Source organism: Faecalibacterium hattorii (genome assembly GCF_003287455.1).
GTDB classification, from domain to species: domain Bacteria; phylum Bacillota; class Clostridia; order Oscillospirales; family Ruminococcaceae; genus Faecalibacterium; species Faecalibacterium hattorii.
Genome location: NZ_PRLC01000019.1, coordinates 40,032 through 51,454, shown reverse-complemented (window position 1 = coordinate 51,454; position 11,423 = coordinate 40,032). Strand labels below are relative to the sequence as shown.

Genomic DNA, 11,423 nt, shown 5'->3' with positions numbered 1-11,423 from the left:
GTTGGAAAAGTTTTGAACTAAAAAGATGGGAGGGGTTTTCGTGGATACGATCAAGCGTGTTCAGGATTTGATGCAAGTGCGTGATATGAATCTATGTGTATTGGCAAAGAAATGCGGAATATCGTACTCCACGATTCAAACCACCGCCCGTCGGGGAGGGCAGTTAAGCGTAGAGACGATTGAAAGAATTTGTCAGGGTTTAGGAATTACATTAAAAGACTTCTTCGATTCCTCCTACCTGTAAATATAGGGGCAGCAAAAAAGCCGTTTGCCACGCTGGAAAATCTGCATGGTGAACAGCTTTAATACTGCTTCTATTTATCCTTTGGTAATCTCCAGATAAACACTAATCTCCATGATTGTTACCATTGAAGGAATACATTTGCGACGATCTTCGGGCATACCGAATAAGATTTGCATTGGCAGTTGAAAACGACTCATGTTACCTATTGCAATTCTGACTATTTGGAAATATACTTGTAAGTATCAAATTATTTCACTTTATGGGAGGAAATTATTATGGCAAGACCCAAGGGAAGCAAGAATAAGGCTCGTACTGTAAAGGCCAGCGTTGATTATGCAGCCGTCGTTGCAGAAAAGACCGCTGAAAAGGAAAAAATCGAATCTGAGGTTGCTGCGCTGACTGCAAATCTCGATGATCTGAAAACGCAGATGAAAGCCAAGAAAGCAGAATTGAAAGCCGTCACCAAGGAACTTACCAAAGCCGAAAACAAAAAAGCTGCCGCCGAAGCAAAGGCAATGGAAGAAGCAAAGAAAAGCGAAGCAGAAGATGTGCTGAAGAAGCTGCTTGCCAGCGGTATGTCCGCTGATGAAATTGTTGCCAAACTCCAGTAAATTTTTATGGAAGCCAGCAAGCGAATCTGTCCGAACTGCGGACGTAAAATGAAGCAGCAGTTCATTGGCCTGTTCCACTGCAAATGTGGCACGAGCTGGCGGCGTGACATAGGATTTTTTGAGCGCACTCCAGACATGGTGTTCTCGCTGGAACGCAAAAAAGTCGGAAACAAAGTCAAGCAGCTGCCGACGATACGTCATAAGTAAACAAGACCACCAGCCGTTTTTTCGACTGGTGGCCTTTTTTGTGCTTAATCCTCTGTAATGCCGAGATATTGGTCAATCTCCATGATGCTTTCCCCACTGATCTCGACCAGATCTTCAAAGGGCACTACGGTTTCGCCCACCTGCAAGGTGCGGAACACTGGGTCGATGCGGTCCGCTTTTCCGGTCAGCGTGATGTAGTTGCCCACTGCGGGAATCTCCGGGTGGGCGGTATCCTCTTTGAAATACCGCACTGTGATGGTCATGCCCTTGGTGACCTGCATCAGCCGATCGGACAGAGCCGACATTTCTTCCTCGGTCAAAATGCGCTTGGTCACCCGCTCGGTGCGCTGTTTTTCTGCGGCAAGCTGCTCATCATAACCACGCAAGGCTGCAAAGGGAGAGAAAATCTTTGCCCGGTTCTGTAAAGTCATGCGGGGGTGCTTGCGAAGGGATTCTTCGGTCTGGGGGCGTTCCATCTCTATGATGTCTCCGTACTTTTGGGCGGTCTCTTGTCCGATCTTGCTATTTTTGTAGTTTTCCATCCGAACCTCCTGCGCTGTGACCACCAATCTGCGCATTGCGCTGGCGCATGGTGGCACCTTCCTCGTAGCTGCTGGCTTTCAGTACGGCATTTTTGCCGTACTTGTTCTTGATGCCCAGCATGGCTTGCTGGAGTTTTTTCTCCTTTTCCAGCTTCTTGGTGTCGGTAAAAAAGTCCACCTGATAGATGCCCTCGTCTGGCGTGACCTTGTTGGCGTTGATGGTAATGCGCCGCACCGTCAGCGCCGGGTCGGTGATGCGCTCAAACAGCTTTGCGCTTTCGTTGATGATGGTGCTGCCCAGATTGGTGGGCGCATCAAACCGGATAGTGCCGTGAGCTGCTTTGGGGATGGTTCTGCCGTAGCGGTCGGTCTGGGTCAGACCACGGTAGCCGCCCTTGTCCACGTTCTCCCGGTCGTAGCCCACCTCCAAGGTGATGGATTCCGTCACCAGCTTCTTTTCCGTGAGCCGGAACATCAGAATCTCCGCCATCTCCCGGACAATGAGTTTTGCTTTATCATACGGGTAAGGAGTGGATAGCACCTGCCCCTCGCTGATGCTGTTGGTGCTGGGCTTGTAGCTTTTGATCTGCTCCATGCCGCAGGGTTCGCAGCCCCATGCGTGGTCGATGAGAATTTCTGCATCCACGCCGAAAATCTCATACAGACGATCTTCTCCATGGATGGAGAACCGTGCCAAGTCCCCCATGGTGTAGATGCCATGAGCTTCCAGCCGCTTGACGGTTCCGGGACCGGTCATCCAGAAATCTGTCAGGGGTCTGTGGTTCCACAGCAGATACCGATAGGACTGCTCATCCAGTTCCGCAATGCGGACACCATCTTTGTCTGCCGGGATGTGCTTTGCCACAATGTCCATGGCCAGCTTTGCAAGGTAGAGGTTGGTGCCGATGCCTGCCGTTGCGGTGATGCCGGTGTTGTACAGCACCTCCCGCACCATGGTCATGGCAAGTTCATGGGCGCTCATGTGATAATAAGGCAGATAGCCCGTCACATCAATGAAAACCTCGTCGATGGAGTAGGGGTAAATGTCTGCCGGGGACACATATCTGAGGTAGGTCTTGTAGATTTGGGTGGAAACATCCAGATACCGCTGCATCCGGGGTGGCGCAACGATGTAGCTCAGCCCCAGCGCCGGGTCTGCGTTCAGGGCATTGGCATCGAAAGAGGTGCTGGCAAAGTGGTACCTGCCATCCTCTCCCCGGACCGCCTTTTTCTGCCGGATGGCAGTTTGCAGCCGCTGGGCGTTGACCTCTTTCACCCGCTGAACGGCTTCAAACAGCCGTGCTCTGCCGGGTATCTTGTAGGCTTTCAGGGAGGGCGATACCGCAAGGCAGATGGTCTTTTCGGTGCGGGAGGCGTCCGCCACCACCAGATTGGTGGTCAGGGGGTCCAGATGACGGTCTACGCACTCCACCGAGGCATAGAAACTTTTCAGGTCGATTGCCAGATAGGTGCGCTGTGCTGCCATACTTCAGCCCTCCTCTGTGTTATTTGATTTCCACCTCCACGAACCATCTGCCGAACCGGGATGGAAATCGTGGGTCGGAACGCTCGAAAAACAGACACCGTTCCTGCCCCTTTACCATTATAGTATAACAGTCGCCGGGCATATCGGCAATGGTATTTGCGGGGCGAAAGTCCCGCACCTGCTCGATGGGATACGTCCGGCCATCGCCCCATGTGATCTGCCGGGGCTGCATATAGCCGGTTGCGTCAAAATCAGAAGTCACTTTCACATAGACCTTTTCCGTTTTGCGACGGCAGTTTCGATTCATTCTTCACAGCTCCTTTGCAAAGTCCACAACTATTTATCTTATTATAATAAATCTTTACGCTGTTTTCAAGAGAAAGCACAACAATTGTTAGCGATGCAAAAAAATACAGCTATATTTCAGTGTGAAGCCTGAATATAGCTGTATTTTTTTCTTTATGGATGATTTAATTGTTCTCCTCAAAGTTCTCGACCTGCTCCATGACCTTTTTGAAAACTTCGGGGCTGTACTGTGGAGGATAGCCGTTTTTTACAAGGCAGATCTTGATCTCCAGCTTCAACTGATTGCGGACGTTCTGATTGTTCAGCCAGTCAGCAAACGAAGATTTGGTGTCGATAATCTCTTTGACCTTTTGCGCCAGAGCCTTGCACTTGTCGTTGATGACAGCACACCGTCAACCTCTTTATCGGTTCCGTATTCAAAATCATACTGGTCCCGCAGGGCAAGGAGAATAAAGATAAAGAAAGGAATTTTTTTGTTTAACTATTCTCACTATTATTTGATTTAGTGATTTTTTTCTTCTTTGGAGAAGCCAGTTTGTGACCGGAATAAATGGACATTCCCATACAAATCAATGAAGAATAGGCAAAGTATTTATGCGCAGTCATAGATTTTTTGATTCCAGAATAAATGCATCCCAACATACAGAAAAGTGCGCCTAAGGCCCAGTATTTATGTGATTTCATGATTTGATGCCTCCTTTGATTTAACTGATTCAATTATAACGTTTTTTTACGAAAATGCAAGCATTACCGGGAACGCTTTCATGTGGATGCTGTGACTGCCGCTACGGTCATGATCGGTGGGCATTACGAACAAGGCTCACATGTAGCATTCGACTCCGAATATCAGCCGGCACACATATGAGGACGGAAAATGTAGCAGCTTTTGAAAAAAATTGCTTTTTTCTGCTCAAAGTGCTACAATCGGAATATACCGAATACAAAGGGAAGAAAGCTCCCATGCCAAGACCGCCACGGTGCCGTCAAATTTGTGGCGTACCACAGGTCGATACATTCTGTCCCAACGGGTGCGAGAATACCGAGCCGATCCTGCTGACGCTGGACGAATACGAGGTCATTCGGCTGGTTGACTTGGAGCAGCAAACCCACGAGCAGTGTGCCGCGCAGATGGACATTTCACGCTCTACCGTGCAGGAGATTTACGAAGGCGCACGGCGCAAGATTGCAGCGTGTCTTGTCCACGGGAAACCGCTGCACATCACCGGGGGAAACTACCGCATTTGCGGAGGACAGGAGGCAGCTCACTGCGGCCGTTGCTCCCGGATGCAGAGAACCAACATGGAAAAATTAGGCAAAACTTGCAAAGGAGATTCCATTATGAAAATTGCAGTTACCTATGAAAACGGTCAAATCTTTCAGCATTTCGGTCACACCGAGCAGTTCAAGCTTTATGAAGCTGTGGACGGCAAAATCACTCATGCGAAAGTCGTTGACACCAACGGCAGCGGTCACGGCGCACTGGCAGGCTTCCTGATGCAGAACGGCGTGGACACTTTGATTTGCGGAGGCATCGGCGGCGGTGCGCAGGCAGCTCTGGCCGAAGCGGGCATCAAGCTCTACGGCGGTGTCAGCGGGGACGCTGATGCTGCGGTGAGCGCATTGCTCAACGGAAATCTGGGCTACGATCCCAATGTTCACTGTGACCACCATGATCATGAGCACGGCGAGGCTGGTCACTCCTGCGGTGACCACGGCTGCGGCAAGCATAGCTGCCATTGATATGGAACGCACACTGACACAACTTCCGTTCTGGTCATCCTTGACCGAACGCGAAATGGACACACTACGCCGAAGTGCCTTTGTCCGTCATTATAAAAAGGGTGCGTTCGTTCACAGCAGCGACAATGAATGTCTCGGAATGCTGTTTATTCTTTCCGGCGAGATTCGCACCTATCTTCTCTCTGATGAGGGGCGGGAGGTAACGCTGTTCCGCCTGTATCCGGGCGAACTATGTGTGCTTTCCGCCTCCTGCGTGATCAGTCAGATCACCTTTGATACGCAAATGACTGCCGGAATGGATACGGACGTTCTGGTTATCCCTGCAAATGTCATTGCTGCACTCAAGGAGAAAAATCTCCATGTCCGCTGTTTTCTCTATGAACTGGCAACGAAACGGTTTTCTGATGTGATGTGGGCGATGCAGCAGATCATGTTCAAGGGGCTGGATCAGCGGCTGGCAGAATTTCTCTTTGCCGAAGCGGAACGTACCGGCTCCGACACGATACGTATGACCCATGAGCAGATCGCCCAGCACATCAGCTCGGCACGGGAGGCAGTGGCACGGATGCTCAAAAGCTTCTCGGAGGACGGACTGGTGGAGCTGAAGCGTGGTGCAATCACGCTGCGGGATAAGAACAGATTAAATCGTCTAAAATAAAAAGGAATGTGACTTCGTCACGGAATAAAATCATAGATTTGCTACAATAAAAACAGAAAAGCAGAAAAGCAGGAAGGAGTATCCACCATGAGAGAAACGAAATACGCAGGAACTCAAACCGAAAAAAACCTGATGGCTGCCTTTGCCGGCGAGTCCGAGGCACGCAACAAGTACACCTATTTTGCATCCAAGGCCAAGAAGGAAGGTTTTGAGCAGATCGCGGCACTGTTCCTCAAAACCGCTGATAATGAGAAGGAACACGCCAAGCTGTGGTTCAAAGAACTGAACGGTATTGGCGACACCGCAGAAAACCTTCTCTCCGCCGCTGAGGGTGAGAACTACGAGTGGACGGATATGTACGATGGCTTTGCCAAAACTGCCGATGAGGAAGGCTTTCATGAGCTGGCCCAGCGTTTCCGCCTGGTAGCCGCCATTGAAAAGCACCATGAGGAGCGCTACCGTGCCCTGTTGCACAATGTGGAGATGGCAGAGGTCTTTGCCAAGAGTGAGGTCAAGGTATGGGAGTGCCGCAACTGCGGTCACATTGTGATCGGTGAGAAAGCTCCGGAGGTTTGCCCTGCTTGCAATCATCCCCAGAGCTATTTTGAAATTCACGCAGAAAACTATTAAAGAAAGAAAAGGAGAATTATCATGGATCAGAAGTTTTACATTTGCAAGCATTGTGGCAACATCATTGCCAAAGTTAAGGACGCAGGCGTCCCTGTCGTCTGCTGCGGCGAGCCGATGAGCGAGATCGTTCCCGGCACCACCGACGCTGCCGTGGAGAAGCACGTCCCTGTCTGGACGGTGGAAAACGGCATCGTCCATGTCAAGGTCGGCTCTGTGGAGCACCCCATGCTGCCGGAGCACTACATCGAATGGGTATCTCTCCAGACCAAGCAGGGCAATCAGCGTAAGGAACTGCATCCCGGCGAAAAGCCGGAGGTCTGCTTCGCTCTCTGCGAGGGCGATGAGGTCGAGGCGGTCTACGCCTACTGCAACCTCCACAGTCTGTGGAAAGCGTAATTCACCTTCTTAAAATCCGGTGCTCAAAAAGCACCGGATTTTTTTATCAATGTAACCTCGTCACAGAAAAAGACTTTGTCCTGCGGTATGATAAAGCCACAATCAAGAAAGAGCTGGCGAACATGAAAATCAAGCTCAATCCCGATCAGGAGATTGTCAGCACCATCAGAAAAGGACTCAAGCGCACCGGCGGGTACTGCCCCTGCCGCAGGGAGCGCATAGAGGCAACCAAATGTATGTGCCAGGAGTTCAAGAATCCAATTGCAGATCCGCGCTTCGAGGGGGTCTGCCACTGTATGCTCTATTACAAATCCTTGTAGGATTAAGGGAGGAAAGCTATGCTGTCAAAGAAACTGGCTGCCATAGATAAGACGCGGTGTGTCGCCTGTGGTGTGTGTGAAAATACCTGTCCACTGGGGGCCGTCAAGGTGCGCCGTGGCTGCTACGCCGCCGTGGAGGCGGAACGCTGCGTAGGCTGCGGCAAGTGCGCAAAGCTCTGTCCCGTCGGCTGCATTGAGGTGAAAGTGAGGGCTGACGCATGAAAGCAAAGCATTGGTACGATTACCTGTGGGTATATGCCATCATCTATTTTGCACTGGGCTTTTTCAATATCCTGTTCGCATGGCTGGGTATGATCGATTTTCTTCTGCCGCTGCTTTTAGCCATCTTTGGCGGGAACAAATTCTTTTGCAACCACCTCTGCGGACGGGGTCAACTGTTCAGCAAGCTGGGGACAGACCTTAAATGCTCCCGCTGCAAGCCCACGCCCCGCTGGATGTCCTCCAAGTGGTTCCGTTATGCCTTTTTGCTCTTTTTCCTGACGATGTTCGGCAACATGGTGTTCCAGACCTATCTGGTCGCTGCTGGTGCTACGTCCCTGCGGGAGGCCATTAAGCTGTTCTGGACATTCCGTGTGCCATGGGACTGGACTTATACAGCCGGTACAGTCGCTGATTGGATGGCGCAGTTCAGCTTTGGCTTTTATAGCCTCATGCTGACCTCTCTGCTGCTGGGTCTGATCGTTATGGTGCTCTACAAGCCCCGCACATGGTGTGCGTTTTGTCCGATGGGAACCATGACGCAGGGTATTTGCAAGCTGAAAAACAAAGAATAAACAAAGATAACAGAACGGAGCCTTTCTCATGGCTGAACTGAAAATTACTGCTGCGAATTTTGAAAATGAGGTACTGCATTCCGACAAGCCCGTCCTGCTGGATTTCTATGCGGACTGGTGCGGACCGTGCAAAATGCTCTCTCCCGTACTGCATGAGCTTGCCGAAGAAAAAAGCGGTACGCTCAAGGTGGGCAAGGTCAATGTGGACGAGCAGATGGAGCTGGCGATGCGTTTTCAGGTATCCAGCATCCCGATGCTGGCCGTATTCAAGGATGGAAAGGCCATTACCAAATTGGTCGGCTATCGGCCTAAGTCGGAGATTGCCGCAATGGTGGAGGGCGCAAGATGAAAGTTGTGATCGTAGGCGGCGTGGCGGGCGGTGCTTCTGCTGCTGCCCGCATCCGCCGTTTGGATGAACACGCGCAGATTATCATGATCGAGCGTAGCGGCTATGTGTCCTATGCCAACTGCGGTCTGCCGTATTATGTGGGCGGTGTGATCAAGGAGCAAGAAGAACTGACACTGCAAACTCCGGAGAGCTTCTGGGACCGCTTTCGCATTGATGTGCGGGTACGGCAGGAAGTAACTGCGATCAATCCCGCAGAGAAAACCGTCACGGTCCGCACACTGGACAGCGGGAAGATCTATACGGAAACCTATGACAAACTGCTTCTTGCCCCCGGCGCAAAGCCGACGGTTCCTGCGCTTTCCGGCGTCAGCAGTGAGCGTGTTTTCACGCTGCGCACCGTGGAGGATACCCTCCGCATTAGGCACTTTGTAGAGGATCAGAAGCCGAAAAACGCTGTTTTGGCTGGCGGCGGCTTTATCGGTCTGGAAATGGCGGAAAACCTTACAGAAATGGGCGTTTCTGTCACCATCGTTCAGCGACCCAATCAGCTATTAGCACCACTGGATGCGGACATGGCGAGCTTTGTCCATGCGGAAATGCGCAGACACGGCGTGACTCTGCGGTTGGGGGAAACCGTTACCGGATTCCGACAGGACGGAGATTCCGTGCTGACTCTGTTGGAGAGTAGTGAGCCGCTGCATTCGGATATGGTGTTGCTGGCCATCGGTGTTACCCCGGACACGCATTTAGCAAAAGATGTCGGTCTTGAGCTTGGTATTCGTGGAAGCATCGCTGTCACCGAACGGATGGAAACCTCCGTGCCGGACATCTATGCTGTGGGCGATGCCGTAGAGGTCACCCATTTTGTAACCGGGCAGAAAGCGTTGATTTCGCTGGCGGGACCCGCCAACAAGCAGGGACGCATTGCCGCTGACAATATCTGCGGCGGCAACAGCCACTTTACCGGCTCTCAGGGTTCGTCTGTTCTGAAACTGTTTGGCTTGACAGCGGCCTCCACGGGTATCAATGAAAAGGCAGCGCAGGCAGCAGGAATCGCTTACGACAAAGTCGTACTTTTCCCAGCATCCCACGCTGCCTATTATCCCGGCGCACAGTCTATGGCAATGAAGGTACTGTATGAAAAAGAAAGCCTGCGGTTGCTCGGTGCGCAGATCGTTGGCGGCGACGGTGTGGACAAGCGTATTGATGTACTGGCAACGGCCATTCGCGCAAAAATGAAAGCTTTGGAACTGACGGAACTTGACCTTTCCTATGCGCCGCCCTATTCCTCTGCCAAAGATCCGGTCAATATGGCCGGTTTTATGATCGAGGATTTGGAGAGCGGGAAAGTGCAGCAGTTCCATTGGAATGATGTTGAGGACTTGCCCTGCGATGGCAGTGCGACGCTGCTGGACGTCCGTACGGAAGGCGAATATCGGCGTGGGCACTTGAATGGATTCCGCAATATTCCACTGGACGATCTGCGGAAGCACTTGGACGAGTTAGAGCGGGACAAGCCTATCTATGTGAATTGCCAGACTGGGCTTCGCAGTTATCTGGCCTGTCGGCTTTTGACGCAGTATGGTTTCAGCTGTTCCCATCTCTCCGGCGGATACAGTTTTTATCAGGTCGTAACACAAGAGCAGCAGACAGCGCGGAGCGCCTATCCCTGCGGAATGGAGAAACTATGAGTGAAAATTTATTTGGCTTGACGGTTGCGGCAGATAAAGGCTTAGATGATCTGCAGTGCCAGCGCCTTTTAAGCGAAAATCGCAGGTATCAGGAAGTCATGCTGCAATACCGATGTGCGCTGAAAGCACTGGAAAGCAGGTTGGAAATTCTAAACGAAGAGTTTTCATTGCAGCATGATCGCAATCCGATAGAAAGTATGAAAAGTCGCTTGAAGTCGCCGTCCAGCATTATGAATAAGATGCAGAAGCGCGGACTTTCTCTGGATTTTCCGACCATGCAGGCAAATATCATGGATATTGCCGGTGTGCGGGTGATCTGCTCTTTCGAGGAGGATGTGTTCTTTTTGGCAAAGTGCTTAAAAGATCAGTCTGACATTGAAATCATCACGGAGAAAGATTATATTTCACACCCTAAGCCAAATGGCTATCGCAGTCTGCACCTGACGATCCGGCTGCCGGTATTCTTTGCGGAAAAAGAGATCCATGTGCCAGTGGAGATACAACTCCGTACAATCGCCATGGACTTCTGGGCAAGCCTTGAGCATACCATCCGCTATAAGAAAAATCTGCCGATAAATGCTGAAATCGAAACTGAACTGAAAGAGTGCGCCGATTCCAGCAGAGAATGGGACAGAAAAATGGAACATCTACTGCACATCTTAACATAGTGCGTCGGATATAAAATGAAAAGCACGCACTTTGGTGCTTGCCTTGGACTTGTCAGGGATCGCCTCATCCGCCTTGGATGGGCGACCCCTGCGAGCCCCAACCAATTCCTCCGCTTTCTGGTTTTCAGGCATAGTCTTTTCTGCTTTCGGCGGACTGCCACGGCACAGCTTTTTCGGCTTCTATAATTGTAAGGAACATGGCTTTTCGCTGAATGGAAAGCGAAGCTGACCCGGGCTGGGGCGGTCTGTATGAAAGCAATATTTTTTTTGAAATAATCTTGACAAATTTTATCAAGATTGATATGATAGTATTAACAAGCAAGCGAAAAGAGGATGTGGAGCATGATCATCACCAAAGAGACGGACTACGCGCTGCGCATTTTGCGGGTGCTGATGGACGGGGAGAAGCATTCGGTGGCCGAGATGTCGGAAACGGAATTGATCCCCAATCAGTTTGCCTACCAGATTCTGCGCAAGCTCTCCGCCGGCAATTTGGTGCGGGTGAGCCGCGGCGCTCTCGGCGGCTGCGAGCTGTCCTGCGATCTGGACGCGACCTCCCTCTACGATCTCATGGGGGTCGTGGGGGAGCGGGGCATCCTGTGCGCCTGCATGGAGCCGGGATATGAATGCCGCTGGCATGACAAGCATGGGCGGTGCGCCATCCACTGTCAGCTGGCGGCTTTGCAGCAAAAGCAGGACGAGGCGTTCCGCGCCGTGAGCCTGCGCAGGCTGCTGACCGGCGGATCCGATCCCCAAGATACAAGCAAGCTGTAAAATTTTA

19 protein-coding genes are annotated in these 11,423 nt (G+C 51.3%); 14 read left to right on the top strand and 5 right to left on the bottom strand.

All coding sequences use genetic code 11. From position 1 onward, the window contains the following. Positions 1-40 precede the first annotated feature (40 nt). The 3 genes from C4N23_RS12215 to C4N23_RS12205 all read left to right on the top strand — a co-directional run bounded on the left by C4N23_RS12215 (position 41) and on the right by C4N23_RS12205 (position 1,062). A complete protein-coding gene (locus C4N23_RS12215) occupies positions 41-244 on the top strand; it encodes a helix-turn-helix domain-containing protein (RefSeq protein WP_223383275.1) in 204 nt (67 codons plus the stop codon). 275 nt (positions 245-519) lie between these two features. Next, entirely contained in the window at positions 520-855 is a 336-nt protein-coding gene (locus C4N23_RS12210; RefSeq protein WP_112146323.1) for a hypothetical protein, read from the top strand. A 6-nt stretch (positions 856-861) separates the two neighbouring features. Then, complete coding sequence (locus C4N23_RS12205; protein ID WP_112146321.1) at positions 862-1,062, top strand: hypothetical protein; 201 nt, start codon at positions 862-864, stop codon at positions 1,060-1,062. A gap of 44 nt (positions 1,063-1,106) precedes the next feature. Here the strand turns inward: C4N23_RS12205 and C4N23_RS12200 are convergent, their stop codons facing one another. The 5 genes from C4N23_RS12200 to C4N23_RS12175 all read right to left on the bottom strand — a co-directional run bounded on the left by C4N23_RS12200 (position 1,107) and on the right by C4N23_RS12175 (position 4,080). Beyond that, complete coding sequence (locus tag C4N23_RS12200) at positions 1,107-1,604, bottom strand: YolD-like family protein (RefSeq protein ID WP_112146319.1); 498 nt, start codon at positions 1,602-1,604, stop codon at positions 1,107-1,109. Continuing rightward, on the bottom strand, positions 1,585-3,090 hold the full coding sequence (locus C4N23_RS12195; protein WP_112146317.1) for a Y-family DNA polymerase: 1,506 nt from the start codon (positions 3,088-3,090) through the stop codon (positions 1,585-1,587). The genes C4N23_RS12200 and C4N23_RS12195 overlap by 20 nt, the downstream gene beginning before the upstream one ends. 19 nt (positions 3,091-3,109) lie before the next feature. Next, on the bottom strand, positions 3,110-3,397 hold the full coding sequence (locus C4N23_RS12190; RefSeq protein ID WP_112146315.1) for a hypothetical protein: 288 nt from the start codon (positions 3,395-3,397) through the stop codon (positions 3,110-3,112). Positions 3,398-3,560: 163 nt separating this feature from the next. Continuing rightward, complete coding sequence (locus C4N23_RS14235; RefSeq protein ID WP_242965721.1) at positions 3,561-3,731, bottom strand: type I restriction enzyme endonuclease domain-containing protein; 171 nt, start codon at positions 3,729-3,731, stop codon at positions 3,561-3,563. A 142-nt stretch (positions 3,732-3,873) separates the two neighbouring features. Then, positions 3,874-4,080 carry a DUF6219 family protein gene (locus C4N23_RS12175; RefSeq protein ID WP_112146313.1) on the bottom strand — a complete coding sequence of 69 codons (207 nt, stop codon included), beginning with the start codon at positions 4,078-4,080 and terminating at the stop codon, positions 3,874-3,876. 276 nt (positions 4,081-4,356) lie between these two features. Between C4N23_RS12175 and C4N23_RS12170 the strand changes: the two genes are divergently transcribed. The 11 genes from C4N23_RS12170 to C4N23_RS12120 all read left to right on the top strand — a co-directional run bounded on the left by C4N23_RS12170 (position 4,357) and on the right by C4N23_RS12120 (position 11,416). Beyond that, complete coding sequence (locus tag C4N23_RS12170) at positions 4,357-5,136, top strand: DUF134 domain-containing protein (RefSeq protein ID WP_112146311.1); 780 nt, start codon at positions 4,357-4,359, stop codon at positions 5,134-5,136. Then, complete coding sequence (locus C4N23_RS12165) at positions 5,066-5,794, top strand: Crp/Fnr family transcriptional regulator (RefSeq protein ID WP_227613631.1); 729 nt, start codon at positions 5,066-5,068, stop codon at positions 5,792-5,794. The genes C4N23_RS12170 and C4N23_RS12165 overlap by 71 nt, the downstream gene beginning before the upstream one ends. An 87-nt stretch (positions 5,795-5,881) precedes the next feature. Further along, on the top strand, positions 5,882-6,424 hold the full coding sequence (gene rbr, locus C4N23_RS12160; protein WP_112146309.1) for a rubrerythrin: 543 nt from the start codon (positions 5,882-5,884) through the stop codon (positions 6,422-6,424). A 21-nt stretch (positions 6,425-6,445) separates the two neighbouring features. Next, positions 6,446-6,820: a desulfoferrodoxin family protein gene (locus C4N23_RS12155; RefSeq protein ID WP_112146307.1), complete on the top strand. Its 375-nt coding sequence runs from the start codon at positions 6,446-6,448 to the stop codon at positions 6,818-6,820. A gap of 122 nt (positions 6,821-6,942) precedes the next feature. Beyond that, positions 6,943-7,140, top strand: coding sequence for a ferredoxin thioredoxin reductase catalytic beta chain (locus C4N23_RS12150; protein ID WP_112146332.1), 198 nt, complete (start codon positions 6,943-6,945; stop codon positions 7,138-7,140). An 18-nt stretch (positions 7,141-7,158) separates the two neighbouring features. Next, the gene (locus C4N23_RS12145; protein ID WP_005946404.1) at positions 7,159-7,362 is read left to right on the top strand and encodes a 4Fe-4S binding protein; all 204 of its coding nucleotides are present in this window, start codon (positions 7,159-7,161) and stop codon (positions 7,360-7,362) included. Beyond that, positions 7,359-7,934, top strand: coding sequence for a 4Fe-4S binding protein (locus tag C4N23_RS12140; RefSeq protein WP_112146305.1), 576 nt, complete (start codon positions 7,359-7,361; stop codon positions 7,932-7,934). The genes C4N23_RS12145 and C4N23_RS12140 overlap by 4 nt, the downstream gene beginning before the upstream one ends. Positions 7,935-7,962: 28 nt before the next feature. Beyond that, positions 7,963-8,283: a thioredoxin gene (trxA, locus tag C4N23_RS12135; RefSeq protein WP_097771463.1), complete on the top strand. Its 321-nt coding sequence runs from the start codon at positions 7,963-7,965 to the stop codon at positions 8,281-8,283. Further along, entirely contained in the window at positions 8,280-9,974 is a 1,695-nt protein-coding gene (locus tag C4N23_RS12130; protein WP_112146303.1) for an FAD-dependent oxidoreductase, read from the top strand. The genes trxA and C4N23_RS12130 overlap by 4 nt, the downstream gene beginning before the upstream one ends. Beyond that, a complete protein-coding gene (locus tag C4N23_RS12125; protein ID WP_112146301.1) occupies positions 9,971-10,642 on the top strand; it encodes a GTP pyrophosphokinase in 672 nt (223 codons plus the stop codon). Before C4N23_RS12130 ends, C4N23_RS12125 begins: the two co-directional genes overlap by 4 nt. 342 nt (positions 10,643-10,984) lie before the next feature. Continuing rightward, positions 10,985-11,416 (top strand): RrF2 family transcriptional regulator, encoded by a 432-nt coding sequence (locus tag C4N23_RS12120; protein ID WP_112146299.1) that lies wholly within the window; start codon positions 10,985-10,987, stop codon positions 11,414-11,416. Positions 11,417-11,423 lie beyond the last annotated feature (7 nt).